Here is a 16,872-nt window from a genome sequence, read left to right on the forward strand (position 1 = left end):
AGGCTGTGCGCGGGCAATACGAATAGCGAGTGGTAAGAGAGTTGGGGAGCTATGCAAACAACGCTGTTGTCGCTCGTCCATGCGGCCAAGCCGCGACGGGCGCTTTTCACGACGTACACTTTCAGCATTTTCTGGTTCGAGACATTTGCCCTGCCGGCCCTGCGCAATGCGGGCTGCAAGCAGATTGACGTCCTCGTCGATGAGCGGGAAGCACGCAAGTCGTGCGAGGAAGCCACCAGTCTGAGCGCAGGCAGCGCGTACCGCATCATTCCGGTCTACATGAACGGCACGGCGGTGTTTCACCCGAAGCTCGTCTATCTGCAAGGCTCGGAACATGACCACTTGGTGGTGTCTAGCGCGAACCTGACCCTGGCTGGCCACGGGAAGAATCTGGAAGTGCTCGATGCCGTTAGCTCGTACCGTGAGCCGGCGGTGTTCGGGGAGTTCGCGGGCTTCCTCGACTCGCTTACGAACAGGTTGGAGTTCTCCGATGAGGACCGGGCGATTCTGCGCGAGTACAAGCAACGCGCAAGAGACTTGCGCCAAGCAGCCGGCGATATTCCGGAGGCTCGCCGCACGACATGGCTTATTCACACCGTTGACCAGCCGGCTAACAGCCAGTTCGTCGCACTCGCTGACGAACAACTGGAGGCCCCCACGAGCCTCACCGTTCTGTCGCCCTATCACTCACCCTCCGGTGCTCCGGTAGCGCGCTTGGCCGCTGCGCTCGGTGTGCAGGAGCTGAGTATCGGCATCGAAGCGGGAAGGCGCATTGCGCCCTTTGACCCCGACGCGGTCCAGTTTGAGCATCCGCCGCAGTACGTCACGGCAGTCACGGAAAACAATCTTCGCTTTCCCCATGCCAAGTGCTTTGAAGTCCAAGCGGCGAATGGCGTCTTGCTCATGACGGGCTCGGTCAATGCGACACAACAGAGCCTTGAGACGACGAAGAACATCGAGGTATCCCTCACCAGACGCCTGCCGGAAGCGCCACTCCAGTGGCAGCCGGTAGAACCCAAGGAATTTGTGTCATGCGATTTCAGCGCAGCAGCAATGACACCGCGTGCGGCGTCATTGCAAGCGACCTGGACGCAGGCTCACCGCCTAGTCGGGCGCGTAAAACCTGCGGGGCAAGCGCAGGCAGTCACCTTGCAACTGTGGGCCGGTACAAACCTCCTCTGGGCGGAGGAAGGTGTCCAGTTGGCGGCAGACGGTACGTTCAATACCCGGATGAGCCAGTATTTCGATGCGTCACTCGGGTTGCGCCTGGAACTGACCGGCCCGACCATCGAGGCCCGGGGCTGGGTCAACGTGGAGTACGAGCTGTCGGCCAATGAGCAGGAGCGCACGCTGACGCGTGCGTCGACGCGGCTCTTGGCGGGCCACTTTGGTATCGAGGACATCCACACCATTGTCGGCTGGATTCGAGGCCTTGGTGGGGCGGCCGCCAAAGCGACGCCGGCCGCTGGTGCCGCTTCCCCGAACTCAGGCCAAACGGCTGCCGCGGTCCCCGCCGCCAAGGTGACCTACGAAGAGTGGCGTGATAGCGTCGAGCAATATCGCGGTTTCGGCCTTCAGGCCTCGGTAGCCGGCCAGTCGTTTGAGTCGGCCATCAAGTGGCTGAATCGGGACTTGCATGCCCGCCACTCGACAGGGACATCCAAAGCCGCGGACGCGGGCAGTAGGCGCATGCGGTTGCTCGCGGACGACGAGCGTGGGACGTTGGACGATGCGCCCGAGCCAATTAGCGAGGCGGATGCCAACGAGCTAGAGCAAAGCCTAGTGGCCTCCATTCCGTTTGCGCTCGAACTGGATGCGCACGCGGCCATCGTCCCGTTGCTGGTCGAGCTCTCCGGATGCCAGATGCTGAAGTACGCCATGGAGTGCCTGGACAGCGCCAGCGATGCCGGGCGGTCGGCAGATGGCGTGCAGCTCGTGCTCGACGCGTGGCTGACGCGTTTCTCGAAGTTCGACTACAGCGCGGTCAATCGCGAGCGCTTGCTGCCCCTTTTCTACGCCATGGCTTGTTGCGCCGCCTACTATCATCCGAGGGCAGCAATCGCCGCCCTGAAGGAAGCAGTGGTGCGCCTAGCTGGCCGCCCTGTTAGTACGCAGGAGATGGTCGACCTGGCATCCATGGCGCTGCAGTCGAATCGGTTTGAGCGCGTAGCGGCCGGCGACCGTGCGGCCGTTACGGCGCGTGCGCAGGCGATTTGCGAGAGTGCGACGTTGTCTGAAACGCTCGAAACGCTCATTGCCCAGACTCTGAACGACACGGCTACGAAATCGCCTGCAGAGAGCAACTCCACGGCGCTGCCGATTCCTGTCGAATACACCGCCGTGTTCGACGCGTTGCGGCAGCACAGGACCTCCAAGCAAGGCGCGTTCGGCTTGATACGCCCTCAGGGCACTATGGGCTGCCTCTACTGTTACAAGGCTGTCAACGATAAGGAACAACTGACGTTGAGGACCACGCGCGCTGTTCTCTGTGGAAACTGCAAGCGCCCGCTGTTCTACGACCTCGATGCTGCTGCGCTCGCGCGCCATGGGCTGACCGGAAAATTTCGAGGATAACGATGTTAGCTGCCCCGCTCTACACCAAGGCCCTGGATAGCGCCCAGACGCTGGACCCCCTGGGCACACAGGCCGTCAACGAGGCGCTTTACCGCTCTGTGTTTCCGGGCATCAACAACGTGGTGCGCTACATCCGCGTGTACTCGGCCATCTGCTGGATGGTTCGGCGAATTGATGAGACGGCCAAGGCCGAAGCGACCCCTGACATTGCAGCATTGTCGGCAGCCGGGCTGGGCAAAATCCAGTTACTGCTGACCTGGTACAACAAGCTGCAAGGCGTAGCGTCGCTTCCTGGCTCGGAACGCCACTTTCCGGAGGACAACACCCGCGTCAAGTTGAGCTTCCGGACCCTGGTTGGCGCGGAGATGGCAAATGCGCTCAGGGCCGACCCGGACTACGGGGTGCTAAAGGATGGCGCGAAGTTCCTCACCGCCGTGGAGTACCGTCCAAGCCTGGTCAACGGCCTTCAGTTCCTCATGGCCCGTCAGGCCATCACCGACACGTACACTTTGACCGAAGCCGGCAACGCCTTGGCGGACGCATACGAGGATGTTATTGCTGAGCACCCCTGGCGAGAATGGTTGGCCGACGTCAACGCGCTGTACGTCACTCGCGACGAGGTCCTGGATATGGGGGACATGCTCCGTCTCGACCTGCAGTCGGAGGGGGAGCAGCATGCATTTCTGTCGCGCTACTACCCAGAGCGCGAAGACCAGGAATGCATGTCAGACTCGGATTGGAACCGTTGGGCCGGTTTGACGCTCGCCCTGCGGGCGCTTGCCGCCGAAGAAGCTACCGGCCGGGAAAGCGGTGTTTCGTCGGATGACATTCGGATGACCATGGCGCGCGGGTCAACTTTGACGGGTGCCGCCCTGGACCTCTCTGAGGTCGCTGAGGCTCAGGGCTGGTGGGCAAACCTGCAGCTTCGCCAGTATCTGAAGCTAGCGCTGGAGACGCTGTTTCGCTACACCCAAAGCTGGGTGCACGATGCGACAGTCGCCCAGGGGAACCGCCCCCGAGACATCGACGACTGCGCCGCAGGGGTGGGCGCGTTGTTGCTCAAAGAACTACCGCCAGAGCTCCAAGGGAGCGTGGCTACTTTTGCAGAAGCCGTGACGGCGCTCCAGGGCACGTACCCGTCCTTCTACGCTGCGGGAATCGCTGTTCCTGAGCTGCGGCTCGATGTACGCTCGAATGCGCTGTGGGAACTGAGCAACTTTGTGCAACGGAGCCCGAAAGAAGCCCTGGCGTTGCAGGAGGTATACAGGGCGTTGGTGTACTGCGCGCTTGAGGCTGAGAACATGGCGGGCAACCCCTATGTGGTGCAGAGCTATGACGCCGAGCGAGGACGCCTGTCTTTAGCGACGCTGCGCCACGTGTTCGTGCAGTTCAGGGGCGCGTCGCCAGCGGAGTTCATTGGCCACATCGTCAAGAACTATGTGTTGCTCCAGCATTTCTCGGTGGTACGCAGTCGCACCTTCGACGGCCGGAATCGCTTCGTACTGATGCTTGGCGACAACGGCCTGGAGCGCGTGGCTAATCAAGGGCTGACCAGCGCGGGTTGGTTGGAGGACCGACTGCATCACGCGATGCTCCTGTTGGCCCAATGTGGGCTGATTGAGGAACACGACGATGGCGGCTATGTTCTGACGGACGCCGGACGCGCGCGGCTTGTTCAATAGTGCGGCAAGCAGCGTCGCCTGTTGACCACAGTACCGAAGCATTTCGACTGGCCGCACAATGGTTTGAATGCTTTTTGCTCGTGAAGGCACGGACCACTCGTTGATTCGCCAGACCATCATGGCGGTAGCGACGTCGACGCGGCAGGTCCGCCGTCAAGGGCCATCAGCACGTAATATCGAGAACCGACAAGCCGGAGGCAACTGTGCTGAGCCCCCAGGAATTTGCCGGTTTGCTCTTGGTCACAGATGGCTGATGCTGCCTCCGAAACGAGATGAGGCAGGCTCGATGGCTGAGTGTGAACCTCGGGCCGACCTAGCTTCGGCCGCTGCCGTCCTCATCCGTACCCAAGTCTGGCGTGCTGGCCAAGGTCTCTTTGGACAGACGCCTAAGACTTGCCACGCTTTGCGCGGCACTTTTCGAGCTCTTGCGAGAGTGCCTCAATTTCAGCCTCCATACTGGCTGCCCGCCGGAGCAACTGAGCAATCTGGTACCAATATTCGTAACCGAGGTCGCCGTCTGCTAACGCGAGTTCATGCAACTTGCGAAGTGCAATCTCTAGGTCGATTTGGTTCTCGGAAGTCATCATCGTGCTCCCTTGTGTGCCGGCGGCGTTTCGACGAGGCAGTAGGCCTGGATACGCGTCAGCGGCGCAAATGTTTCCGTCCTCGGGCATCACCAGTCATCACGCGAATGATTGAAGGGTTGGCCTGTGAGAGGTGTGGCAATTCCGCGTGGTACCCATATAGTCGATGCAGTGCGACAGCAATCGCACATGAGCGCGAGTATCCGCCCTCACAATGCACGACGACCGATGCGATTTCCGAGGGTAGGGATTCGACAAACGTACGAATGGCAGAGCCGTGCTCAGCCGTGAATGCGTGAGGAAGCTTTTCCTTTGCTCGAGCAGACAGGTCAGGATTGAGGAAATCGACGTCAGCAAAGCTCAACCGGAGTGCGTGAGTTAAGCCGCCGATGTTGGCTGGTGGGCGCTCTGGCGCGGTGACGGAGATGATGGCAATCGATGCGAGTTCAGGCAGTCGCTCAGCGTCCGCACGTGATAGTGCAAAGACCTGTCGCGTGCCATCGGTGGGAGGCCTGTACAGCTTGCTTAGGATGTCTTGCAGGCGTTGCGCCATTTTCGCACCTCAAGCGTCTCGACCCAGGTTCCGCAGAACTAGCGCCGAACAACCCTCCCGAGAAACATCGTGAACAAGGAATTCAACTGCGGCTTTGTGATTGAGCAGCATCACCGTGTCGACACCACCGTACAGCTCACCGCCTTTGAGCAGTTCTGCGGCCGCGTGCAAGCTGTAGCGGTTGCCTTCCAAGCGGGACGAGTTCCCAGCCAGGTCGACGAGTGGGTCCATGAGGGTACGGTCCGACTACCTCGCAGCGGAAAGAACCAGACTTCGACTCCCGGCACGATAGAGTTCTTCCGCCACTTTGCGCGGCATCAGCTGCGATTTGCGTAGGACGAAATCACGCTGGTACGTGACAGGACTTCGAGCCGCCATTGGAACGTCGAGCTGATGGATGAGCTCGAACGCTACCAGCGACCAGATTGGATGCGCGGTGCTTTCAGTATCGGAGCTCACAGCCGTCGTCGCTAAAGAAGCGTTCCACGTTGGTGAAAAGGTGCCTCGTCTACTGGAGCCTTATCGAGACGTGACCACCTCCGTTTTAGACCACTGGCGTGTTTTTTCCAATATCTCCTTCAATAAACGTCACGCTGCGGAATGAGCAGCGCACTGACGCTATTGCTCTTGCGTTTCTCTCGAACCGTTCTATATTTTTGGTGTGGAATATTCCACACCAAAAATATAGAACGGTCGTCCTTGGTGTGGTCTGCAAAGCTACGTGGAAAGATGCTGCTTGCTTTCTGCTGCGGCTGCTGAGATGTCGCTGTGGTCGACGAAACGCTCCAAGCCCGAGATATTTGAGAGGCTTGAGAGTTGCAGCAATAAGGTGAAGGGGAAGCTACCGGTTTCAATCAGCGCCATCAGTGCTTCTGGCGTGATGTCTGCGCTGACCTTTGCAAGGTGTTTTGCAAACCTTGTCAGGTCTACGCTTTGCCTCTTCAGCTCTAGGAGGAAGATATGTGTCGCACATTCTTCCCAGTCATTGCATCGGTCCAGCACTCTCGTCCAGTGAGCTGGGTTCTCCGAGCCAACAGCGGCGAGAACCTGCAAAAAGAACGCCAGCGAGTATGTCCCTCGTGTGGCCTTTCCTTCAACGCTTCGCGTCGTCTCGTCTATCCCGCAATCGCGAAGGCGTTCGGCCGCACTCGAATACGTTGCGCCCTTGCGGATGAGCAGGCCGCGAAGCGTGCGCGACGCGATGCGCGTCCAAGGGGTCTCCACATGGCTCACTGTTCAGTTCCCTGAGGTATGCCCGCGTGTGCGCCCTTGAATTGGCGCTATAGCAGGCCGAACAAGGACAGGTTGATTAAGTATAGCTTTGAAGTGAGCCTTATTGTGCGCCTGCGTTTGTCTTGTGGCTACTTAAGACCAGAAGGGGCGTCCACACCAACGTTCTATTGGCGCTTGCGGAATCATTGCTTAAAGGGGAAACGTGTAGCCAGAAATCGAATATTTCGCAATTAATCTTGCTCCGGCCGTTAACTTGGGAAACCCAAGAAGCAGGCCGATTTCCGGGCGATTAGGCTTTGATGATTTGCTGAATGCGAATTTTTCGGTAAATGCTAATTTCGCACGGGTTTCTAGCCCGCCTTAATTGCATACTATCGCACGAAATGGGCGATTCAAATTTGGAGGTTTGGACATGAGTTTACCCCTTGTTTTCGATGGTCGAGGTAGTTAAGATTCTTGCCGGCTGCAAAAGTGTGATAACTGCACATTGCATGCAGTCGACAGAGTGTCCGGGATTTGCCTTTGTGTTTTGGGAGCAGTACCCACAAAGTACAAAGGCAAGTCCCGGATTGAACCAGGACTTGCCTTTGAGCGACTCCTGTGGCAAGAGCCGCGAGCTGGGAAGTCTCGCGCGTATCGTGCCACAAGGGGGCGCTTCGGTCAAGTGTTTGCGCTCGCCCGTACAAAAGGGCGGCTAACCGACATGGAGAAACCTGTGGCTACGCCTACACCCCCATCTATTCGCGGAGCGATTGCTCTGCTCCCTTCATTCCGTCCTCCTGGCGACCGGTTGCCAAGCTGTTCGCGTCCTGGTTTCCGGCCGCCGCTGTGCGCGATTGCGCCAAGCGGCTCAGCTGCCTGACCAAGCCCTAGGACCGAGCTTGCCGAGACGCTAACGCGTAGCTCCTCGCTACCAGTTGCACCGCCGATTGACTCGGCGGATGGCTAGCTGCGCGCGTGCTTTCGCAGGCGCGCTAGCAGCGTTGCGCTCGCACGTCCTCAGTGGGCCGGAACCCATCAATGTATCGCGCCATTTGCGAGGCCCCCGCTCGCCCGGAAATGGCGCAACCCATCCGGTTTTTCAGCAATGAATCATAAGAACGAAAACACGACCGTCGTAGACGTCTTGCCGACCAATCAAGACAACCCTTGTGTCAACAATCTCCCGGCAGTACCGAAGGGGAACGCGGCAGCAACGATATTTCTCCGTGACTGGCATCCCGACGCGCCTGTGCCGGCTAATCGAGTTGTGCGCCGAACTCGGACGGCGCAAGACGAGGAGCAACCGTTGATTCCGTTTCCTGAGCACACCCGCCTGCTTGGGCAGGTGACCGCCTTGGTACGAAAAGGTTACGCTCACCGGAATCCCTTGTCTCCCGCATTCCACGCGACGGCCCATTCAGCCTTGGCCGCTGCCGCGCAGGGGAGTGACAGGCACGGCCACCTCTGGCTGAGGCCTGAACTGAATGTCCCGGGCGCTCGCCCCCGTGGCTTGCTCTTTGTCACACCAGCACGAATGGGGCGTCGCGTCATTGCCGAGCGCATCGCGAGCTTCCTCGGGGAAGAACCGATTCCTCTGCACGTGCCCACGCCGACAGGGAACGTGCACTACATCCAAATTCCCGTGTTGCGGGTGATGTGGCCTGACGGCGGCGCTCCGGCACAGTTCGTGACGAACTTCTTGGGTGCGTTCGACAGAGCACTCGGCTCGCATTACTCCGCGACTATTCGACCGTCGCGCTTCCGGCTCCATGAAGAAGCGCTCTCAATCCTCAGTGGCTTCAGCATTGCTGCCAACGTAGGCCTCATTATCGTTGAGCGCATCAATGGTCGCGATGCAGGAGCCAGGGCGGCAAATTCGCTGTGGAACCTGCTCGGGCAGTTCACTCGGACCACCGGGATTCCCATTTTGATGATGGCAAGCACTGCTGCCGCTTCGCACCTGATGCGCAAAACCAGCGCAGCCAGCGAGCTGACTGCCGGAGGCGTGCTATGCATGGACCCGCCATCGGCGACCTCGCAGGCATACGCTGACCTCTGCACCTTGGCATTCCAGAAGACGATGAAGGGCCAGGGTCCCGCACCGAGCTGGCTTGTCGAGACCCTGGCAAAGAAGACGCATTGCCGACTCGCACTGGCCCAGAAGGTCTGTTTTCAATTGGGGCGCTCTGTCGGTAAAGCCGACATGTCCAAGCCACCCCACAACCTCGACACTCTGATTGACAAGGCCCTCTACATCGAAAGGCCCGCGTTGCAGGCGCTCAAAACCCTTGGCGATGGGCGAGGCTTCACAGTGGATGGCTTGCGTCGGTTCAGCGACTGGTTGCCAACTGGCCACGCACCGTTGCTCGTTCCCATGCCCGAACGCATGCCGGTGACGTCACGGGCGGGCCTGCAGTTCCAAAAGGAGGACTCGCAATGAATCATCTTCCTCTGAACACGCTGGCTGGAGAGTCCGCCACCAGCATCCTGGTATCCGATGCTGCTGTGTCGGTCGACCCCGCGACCAAACGGCTTGCCCATCTCAGTTTTCGACGGGGCGGCGCATTCCTCTATAGCGTGCCTTGCCGGCTTCGGACATGGCAACAGGTACTGGGAGACCTGTACGGGTCTCCGTGGGACATTTTGACTGAGCACTCATGTTTTCCTGCTTTTGCTGCGGGGATGGCTCCAGAGTGCGCGGCACGTGGTGTTGCTCAACTGCAATCCGGAACACGGAGCCGGACGGTGTTTCCCCGGCTCCCGGCACTTCTGGAATCAGGAAACCGATATGGGTTGCGTTGCCCAGTCTGCAAGGCAGAGGCGATGCTAGTCATCGGGAGGCAGCCCTCTTTCGTATGTCATTGCTTCCCCTTCACCTCCAGGTGCGCAGACCATGGCGAACTGCTCCATCTGGAGGATGAGTCCAGTACCTATGAAGCCGGGATGCTCATGCTTGGCCGTCCAGGGGCTCGTCGCAACAGTGAGTTGTACGCGGCGTGCGCCCATGCGCTTTTGCTGAAGCAAAGCCCTGAGGACCTCCGTGCGAACACCCTGGCGAAGCTGACTGCTTGTGGCTACCGGCGCGAGGGCGGCCGCTGGAACATCTCGCATCTTACGAGCGATTGGACCTTGGTTGTCCGAGAGGGATTCGAAGATTGTCGACTCTCTACGGTCACAACGCTTGAGGGCTTCGCTGCTTGGTTGCTGCGCGCCGCAGAGCGCGAAGACCGCCCCATGCACCCGGCCTGGTTGGCGCTGTTGAATTGGTTCATCGCGCGCCAAGCAGAGTCCTGCTGTATTGCAGCAGCCAAGCCTGTTGTGCGGACGGCGCCGTCTCGACAAGCCGGTACGCCATATCGACCATCACCCGCCGACATCAAGATTCACCGTCAACAGTGGCTCTCCCACAAGGCAGCGCATCCCGATGCGGCAAGTACGGCGCTCAGACGTGGACTCTATGCGGTTTGGGCATGGCTCTATCGCAATGACCGCGCTTGGCTGCTCTGTCATCAACCGTCCAACGCGACCAGGCGAGGCGGGAGACGCAGTTCGAAGTTGGAAGCGCTACTCGCGCCGTACGTCCGTGTCCCAGTGGTCCCACGGCAGGACCGCCGCGGCTTGCTCCATCTCGGCACGGCATACCAGGTTCGGGTGCGGCTCGGCGTGACGGACTACGCCTATGGCCGTCTGTCTGCCGTTGACGCTGGCGTGTCTAAGCAATGCATTTCCCGCGTGGAGCTGGCGCGCGCTCGGGTTGCCTCTCTGCAGGATGCCCTCGAGCCAGACCCGCACGCCGCTGCCCTTTCGGTGCTGGCGCGGCGAGTGAGTCTTCGCGAGTCCACCCTCAGTCGCGCACTGCACGCAGTCGACCGCGAGGAGCAAGCACGATGACACGCCTGCACTATTTGCAGATGAGCGGATTGGCTCCCGGTGAGTGGTGGACGGGACACTATGTTCGGCACGAAGTAACCGCAACGGCGTGCCCGGACGTCAAATCGTGGTGTTTCCCAAGCCGCATTGCTCAACGAGCTCGGCCATTCGAGAGCGTCATTGGACCGGCCGACTACGTTGTCGACCGCCACACCCTCTACCCCTTGTATAGGCGCATGCTGCCACCGGAGGATGCAGCCAAGGTTCGCTCGCACCTGCTGGGGGAGCCGGTGCATGGCTTGCCAGCAATGATTGGTGCCGGCGGACCGCACAGCGGGTGGGCGACGTTCCAGCCCGCATATTGTGATGACTGCGTACGGCATGACATTGCTCCCACCGGCGTCCCGTTTTGGCGTACCGAGCATCAAATCCCAGGGGTACTGTTCTGCGCAAAGCATGCAAAGCCGCTCCTTGCGCCGTGTCGGATGTGTACTCCGAGCAATTGGGCTTCGCTCGTTCCGCTCCCTGGCCACCGATGTGACTGTCCCGTGATTCCTTTGGTGGGTAAGGAGGCCTTGAGCCTAGGGGCAATCGACTTTGAGATTGAGGTTACTCACGCCGCTAGCAGGTTGCTTGATTGCAGCTATCTCCCGCAACTCGATGCACGCGCCATTGGCTCGTTGGTGCGGCTCGGTGCAGGCCGAATCGGAATTCCGCGGCGAGAGGATGGACGGCAGAGGGCTTGGCTCACTTTCATAACAGAGGCTCGGCTTCGTGAATCGTTCGAACGCATGAGCTTTCACACCATCCCGTTCGCCCGTGTCGGGACCGTGCTGCGGGGAAGCGCTGTCCTGCGCCACCCGCTTCGAACCATTGCTTTGCTTCTCGGCCTGTGGGGAACTTGGGACGCTGTTGAGCGGGCGGCAAACGGAGCTCGCTGGCCGGCGAGCCCGGCCATGCGGCGGTATGGGAAGTTTGTGACAGAGAGAGGCCCGCAGGAAGAGCATCGGAGAAAAACGACTCACCAAAGGCGAACCGGGGATGACGCCGCGATGCTATTGGCCACTTACAAGCAACTTCGCCACGAACAACCTGGTGCCAACAGGGCTGCGCTGCTGCTGCAATTGCCGGAAGGTGCCCGCCCACTGCTCACCACGGATGAGCTTGATGCGGCCGACATCGAGGTGCTCGGCGACATTGCCAAGCTCGATTCCTCAATGGTCCAGCACATCTACGTGCGCGCGGAAACCCTGGTAGCCGCCGGCCATCCTGGGCGAATCAGTTCCAAGCAGTTGCTGGACGGGCACCCGTTGGGCGCGGCTTGGTTTCGCATCCGCCATTTGCTGCCGAAAGCCGCTCGAGCGCTGAAGCGCTGTGCGGAGACCAAAACCGAATACCTGGCACGCATGCGTGTGCTGCCATATCTCATCGATTCAGCGGAACCTACTGCCGACTTCTAGTCATGAAAATCTTCGAAATGAATGCTCCCTTCGTTACACCAAGGGACATCGCCCTCACGCCTCTGGACCCTTACGGCATGCACCAGGGGCCACTCTACGCTGCATTCCACAAGGCGCGGCCACCAAGGAACAGCACACGTACGACGCTCGCCGACCTGAAGTTCGACCGGCGCCTGGAGGCACTGTCTACGAACGAGACACGCGTGCTGTACGCGCTGATGTTTCATCCGTATGTCATCGACATTCGCGAGCAATACCCGTTCTGTGACGACGATACGCTGCTCTCGGCACAACAACAGGGTAGGCGCGTACGCCGTACTGAGATGACGACGCTGGATGTGGTGGTCACGTACGTCACGCCAACTTGCCTGGTGCCGCGCTATCACGCTATCTCGGTCAAGAGTCCTTTCCACGTGCCGACGGACCAAGATGCGAGACGCGAAGAACGCGAGCGTGCCCATCTCGGCAGGCTCGGCTGGTCATGGGAGCTCGTCAAGGGCGATGACATCTCGGACGAGCACTACACCAACTGCCGCCTCCTTTATCACACGGTACGTGATACGGACATATGGTCGCTCTACGACCTGGCGGGAACGTTCTCGCATGCGCTTCTGAAGGGCAGCCGAAGAGGCTCGGCAAACGCGGTCCGACGTCGTGCCGCGCGCGCGGTCGGGTTACTGCCGGACGCCGGCGAGTATCTCTTTGCGACCGCAGTGGCCTTCGGTTTCCTGCGGCTGGACCACAACGTCTTGTTTGAACCGGAAAAGGCCATCGTCCTCGCTGGGGACCGCCGTAAGGCACGGCGGAGAGCACCGGCCTCACCGACGGAAATGCTGAGGAGCTGGGTATGGATTTGACCGTAGAGGCACCCCAGCCGGTGCGCGCTACAGCGCCCTGGAGCGATATTTTGCCCGTGGCCCCACAAAAGGCCGACCACGAACTCGCTGTGTGGCTTCGTGAGGTCCACGCTTCAACTTGGCCAGCGGGGCTGTATCGACATGCGTCCTTCTCCAGACGTCGTGATGGGAAGGGAAAAAGGTACCGAGCTGTAGCCTGGAACCCTGCGACGCGCGAACTGTTCGTTCTGGAGCTAAGCGACGCGGTGTCGCTCAATGGGCCCGGTCGTTGGCATACGTGGTCGCTCGAGAAAGAGCCGGGAGCGCTTGACGACGTTGAGGTTACGACGTTCCAGAGCCCAGTGAAAAAGCAGAGCGAATCTGCCCAGGCCAATGTTTCAAGGAACAAGGCCCTTGTTCGGGCAATGCTGCACGTGACTCATGACATTGCCACTTGGACGGACCGCGAACCTATCAACGACGCGGTTCTCATGAGCAGGGACGCACTTCAGCAGTCGGTGCGGCGCATTTGTCTCGCGCTCGGAAGGCCCCGGAGCTACCAGAAGAAGCTGAAGCTCTTGTTGCATCGGTATTTCTATTTCGGTGGAGAGGAAGAGGCGTACCTTGATTTGACTGACTTGCGGGGCGGACGTGGGAGGAGACGAGTCGGCAAGAATCGAAGAAAGCCGGGGAGGAAAAACGTCACCGAGCGCCAAAGCAGAAACAGGGCTGCGGTCGAGCAAGACCGTGCAGCTCAGGAGCAGGCAGCCGTACGCGAAATTGACCTGCGCAAAATGCTAGTCGCGCTGAAGCGGTGGTATGTTGACAAGAAGCACACCATCGCGCTTACATACGACCACATGTGCGTCGAGTTGTACTCAAAGGTGAGCAAGTTCCTGACGCCCACGGTCTACAGCTTCAGGTACCACGCGAAAAGGTTGATTGCTGAACATGACCTGAAGAAAAAGCGCAATGGTCAACGGCTGCACGAGATGTACGACGCAGCCAGAATAGGCAGGGCAACAGACCCCACAGGCGGGGCCATCGAGATATTGGACGTTGACGGCTTCCAGGCGAAGGTCTTCATCGAACATCCGAACGGAAGACGGAAAACGCCATTTCAGATTTGGGTCATCTTCGCGGTGTCTCGACTCTCATCGGCGGTGGTGGGGTATTCGCTTTCCCTAAAAAGAGAGAACGCGCGCGCTTATAAGGAGTGCTTGGCTTCGGTTCACATGCCCAAGTCTGGTCCCGAGTCGAGAGCGGCTGAGCTGGGCTTGGGAAACCTGCGGGGACTCCTGCACGGCAACTACGATGAGATATACGTCGACCATGGTCCAGGCGCATCTGAATCTGTCCTGGGTGCCATCGTTGATAGGTTGAGGCTGGCCAGGAGCATTCCGCCGCCACGGCGCCCAGAACTTAGGGCAATCGGTGAATCACTCAACAACCTCATGCTGCAGTTTTACCAAAATGCGGATGCAGGCTACAGTCGGGCGCGTGACCCACTCTCGCAGGAGAAGCGGCGAGCAGCCAGGAAGGCGGCGCCAGTATCGGTTGACGAGTTCGAGCGTCTGCTATTGCTCGCTATCAACCACATCAATCTGTACTACGCAAAGCGCCGTAAGCTCACATTCAAGCTCCGAGGAAGGCGGAGCATAAACAGCACGCCAGCACGCCTTTTCGCAGCGTATCAAGCGGCCCGTGAAGGTGATGCCAAACGGGAGCTGTCGCCAGCGGAGGTCTGGGAAAAATACAGCGATTGGGAATGGTATTCATGTCGGCGTGGCAACGTGAAGCGGGACGACCTGACGTATTCCTCGGAGGAGATGAAGGAGTACTTTGATTACCAGATTCGGTGGGAAAACGAAAGGTCCATACCGGTACAGGTCCAGCGCGCTCGCGACATTCATTTCATGTATTGGCGCAAGGAGGACGGCTCCGTAAGCCTGCTCCAGGTCAGCAAAGAGGATGCACGTCGACTGGAGGACCGAATGACCTCGTTCGAATGGGAACTGCATCTGGAAGCCGACAGTGCGTCAGAAGCGAAGCTCGCTCGCGAGGCGGACGATAAACGTGTGGCACTCCAAAAGGCACTACAGGAAGCATCGAAGGACAATGTTGCGCCTCGGAAAAAAAGGGCCGCTACAGGCGAAGTCATGGTGTCGCAGCAACGCACGCTTGATACCGCGCAGAATAATCGGTTGTTCATGGCCAACCTGCTCGAAAGCACCAAACCGACGCCGACCAGGAAGCAGGCCGGACCGGGCAAAACGGAGCCCGACGCCGCTCGCGCTGAGGGGCCGCGGGATGCTCCGGAGCCGCTGGCGCCCACGTCAGTCTCGGAATGGACAGCCGACTTCGACGCCGATGTGGAGGAGAGTCTTGCGGACCTGATGTGACTTCTCAGGGCACTGTGTCTTCAAAGCTATGTGTCGCGTCCCGCGCGGACGCGACCCTTCCGTTCAGTCCCCTGCCGGAGAACACTGATGGGCAACCAGGCGGGTGGGCTCTCTCCATCGTGTACGTCAACGTGTAAGCCGCTACCCAAGCGGTTTTTTTCGCTCTGTTTTTCCCGACAGCGTACGTTTGTCTCGTGTCAGGAATTCACAACAGCTGTCTGTCGTTGCGCACCCTGCTCAAGGGGTAACTCAGCAGAGTGGTCTCATCTGAAATCCCTATCCGTCAAGCCTCCGTGCCGCTCGCAGATGGCGCTTAGAACTGCTGTGAACAACATTGAATTGCTGACTGTGCCCATCGGCTTCACATTTGCGCCGCCGTTCATTGGGGGGCGGCCAAGCAGGTCATGGTCACTTAAGGTCGCGTCGACTGAGGTACGCGATGCGACAGGCTTGCTCGCGAACCAGCCACACACCATCAGCAGACATGTATCGCAATCGAATCTCGTCGACGCTTCCTCGTCGCGCACAACTTCATCGCAATCATCGGCCGGCCAAACGTGAGGCCTGGTCCGTGATGACGTCCAGATTGAGCCTCGTCAAAGACAGCATCGACGTCATCTTGAAGCTGTTCATCCTTTCGCTGTTTGTGTCAGCGATGCTGCTGTGGAGCTACTTGCACAGCATTAACGCGAAAGGCCTCTTCCTGGATGCCATCTCGTCGAAAGAAGGCCTCGCCGCAGTGCTCTTTGTGGCGGTGCTGATGCTGGTGGCGTTCTTTCTGCAGATGTGGATGCCATCGCTCGTCGTTGTAGCAGCGTCGTCCATGGCAAATGGGAAGCTGGATGAGGCGACAGACCATCCAGCACGCTACTTCTTTTACGTGTTCGTTATCTGGCTCGTGCTATTGGTCGCGATGTCAATGAACTTCGAGGGCGGATGGGTCATCTTTGCCGTTCTGGGCGGGACATACGTCACAGCGACACTGCTGTTTCTAGTCCGCCAGCGGAAGAAGGGGCAGCGCTGGAACATGTTTTCCATCGGGATGCCGGCAGCGGCGACATTTGCCGCGATGGTGACCGCGCTGCCGATGAGCATGTTCGGTAACGTTCTCGGACCGAATGCTCGCACGATTGACACCGTCATCGCCTTTGTCTTCACCATCGTGGTGTCGTTCTGCGGTTACTGGCCCAGCCTGTTCTATCTCAACGCTCGTCGTTGGGCAAAGAAGGCCCATCAGCCGGCGCTGTACCTTCTCCTCGGGGCCGCTATGTCCATCATCGTCTTGGTGATGTATCTCGCCATCATCCCTCGAGGTTTCTCTACCCTGGTCATGGAGGTTATGGGCGTCCGCTCCAACGAAGCCAGCACGTTCGAACTGACGAAACCTGAACTCGCCGACGCGGCCCAATTGGCCGGTATTCCAGTGAAACGAGGTGATGGCACTGCGGTATCCATCAAGGCGTATCCGCGCTTTGTGTTCGGCGACGTGAGACTACTGTGTCGCGACTCCTATGACCCGAGCGTCATCGGAGACCACGCTAAGGGGTTCTTCTCTGACGATACCGAACGAAAGCAGGTCAACGAAGCACGCAAACATGCGAGCTTGGCGTGCGCGGTATACCGAAAGGACGATATTCGGCCATTCAATCTGTAGCGCTCGCAACGGGATACGTGCCGGCGGAGGTCGCGGATTGGT

Annotated in this window: 12 protein-coding genes and 1 pseudogene; 11 read left to right on the forward strand and 2 right to left on the reverse strand. The window is 59.4% G+C overall.

Features of this window, described 5'->3' with window-relative positions; all coding sequences use genetic code 11:
• Positions 1-51: 51 nt before the first annotated feature.
• Positions 52-2,574: a hypothetical protein gene (locus ACCD03_RS15995; protein WP_413412255.1), complete on the forward strand. Its 2,523-nt coding sequence runs from the start codon at positions 52-54 to the stop codon at positions 2,572-2,574.
• Positions 2,575-2,576: 2 nt separating this feature from the next.
• Complete coding sequence (locus ACCD03_RS16000) at positions 2,577-4,256, forward strand: hypothetical protein (RefSeq protein ID WP_413412256.1); 1,680 nt, start codon at positions 2,577-2,579, stop codon at positions 4,254-4,256.
• 642 nt (positions 4,257-4,898) lie between these two features.
• On the opposite strand, the gene ACCD03_RS16005 is transcribed toward ACCD03_RS16000, so the two are convergent.
• Positions 4,899-5,393, reverse strand: a complete 495-nt coding sequence (locus ACCD03_RS16005; protein ID WP_413412257.1) for a hypothetical protein — start codon at positions 5,391-5,393, stop codon at positions 4,899-4,901.
• Between the two features lie 69 nt (positions 5,394-5,462).
• On the opposite strand from ACCD03_RS16005, the gene ACCD03_RS16010 reads away from it, so the two are divergent.
• Both ACCD03_RS16010 and ACCD03_RS16015 read left to right on the forward strand, forming a co-directional pair.
• Positions 5,463-5,729 carry a hypothetical protein gene (locus tag ACCD03_RS16010; RefSeq protein ID WP_413412258.1) on the forward strand — a complete coding sequence of 89 codons (267 nt, stop codon included), beginning with the start codon at positions 5,463-5,465 and terminating at the stop codon, positions 5,727-5,729.
• Between the two features lie 61 nt (positions 5,730-5,790).
• Positions 5,791-5,997 (forward strand): hypothetical protein, encoded by a 207-nt coding sequence (locus ACCD03_RS16015; RefSeq protein ID WP_413412259.1) that lies wholly within the window; start codon positions 5,791-5,793, stop codon positions 5,995-5,997.
• A 113-nt stretch (positions 5,998-6,110) separates the two neighbouring features.
• On the opposite strand, the gene ACCD03_RS16020 is transcribed toward ACCD03_RS16015, so the two are convergent.
• Positions 6,111-6,626, reverse strand: coding sequence for a DUF6471 domain-containing protein (locus ACCD03_RS16020; protein WP_413412260.1), 516 nt, complete (start codon positions 6,624-6,626; stop codon positions 6,111-6,113).
• Positions 6,627-8,142: 1,516 nt separating this feature from the next.
• On the opposite strand from ACCD03_RS16020, the gene ACCD03_RS16025 reads away from it, so the two are divergent.
• The 7 genes and pseudogenes from ACCD03_RS16025 (at position 8,143) to ACCD03_RS16055 (ending at position 16,830) form a co-directional block, all read left to right on the forward strand.
• Positions 8,143-9,048 carry a hypothetical protein gene (locus ACCD03_RS16025; RefSeq protein ID WP_413412261.1) on the forward strand — a complete coding sequence of 302 codons (906 nt, stop codon included), beginning with the start codon at positions 8,143-8,145 and terminating at the stop codon, positions 9,046-9,048.
• A 794-nt stretch (positions 9,049-9,842) separates the two neighbouring features.
• On the forward strand, positions 9,843-10,499 hold the full coding sequence (locus ACCD03_RS16030; protein ID WP_413412275.1) for a TnsD family Tn7-like transposition protein: 657 nt from the start codon (positions 9,843-9,845) through the stop codon (positions 10,497-10,499).
• Positions 10,500-10,519: 20 nt separating this feature from the next.
• A pseudogene (locus ACCD03_RS16035) lies at positions 10,520-10,930 on the forward strand (hypothetical protein); the annotation flags it as partial.
• Positions 10,931-11,269: 339 nt separating this feature from the next.
• Positions 11,270-11,938 (forward strand): hypothetical protein, encoded by a 669-nt coding sequence (locus ACCD03_RS16040; protein ID WP_413412278.1) that lies wholly within the window; start codon positions 11,270-11,272, stop codon positions 11,936-11,938.
• 2 nt (positions 11,939-11,940) lie between these two features.
• Positions 11,941-12,795: a hypothetical protein gene (locus tag ACCD03_RS16045; RefSeq protein WP_413412262.1), complete on the forward strand. Its 855-nt coding sequence runs from the start codon at positions 11,941-11,943 to the stop codon at positions 12,793-12,795.
• The gene (locus ACCD03_RS16050; RefSeq protein ID WP_413412263.1) at positions 12,786-15,176 is read left to right on the forward strand and encodes a hypothetical protein; all 2,391 of its coding nucleotides are present in this window, start codon (positions 12,786-12,788) and stop codon (positions 15,174-15,176) included. The genes ACCD03_RS16045 and ACCD03_RS16050 overlap by 10 nt, the downstream gene beginning before the upstream one ends.
• Positions 15,177-15,660: 484 nt before the next feature.
• Complete coding sequence (locus ACCD03_RS16055; protein WP_413412264.1) at positions 15,661-16,830, forward strand: hypothetical protein; 1,170 nt, start codon at positions 15,661-15,663, stop codon at positions 16,828-16,830.
• Positions 16,831-16,872 lie beyond the last annotated feature (42 nt).

The organism is Ralstonia sp. Ralssp135 (assembly GCF_047304345.1).
GTDB classification, from domain to species: domain Bacteria; phylum Pseudomonadota; class Gammaproteobacteria; order Burkholderiales; family Burkholderiaceae; genus Ralstonia; species Ralstonia chuxiongensis.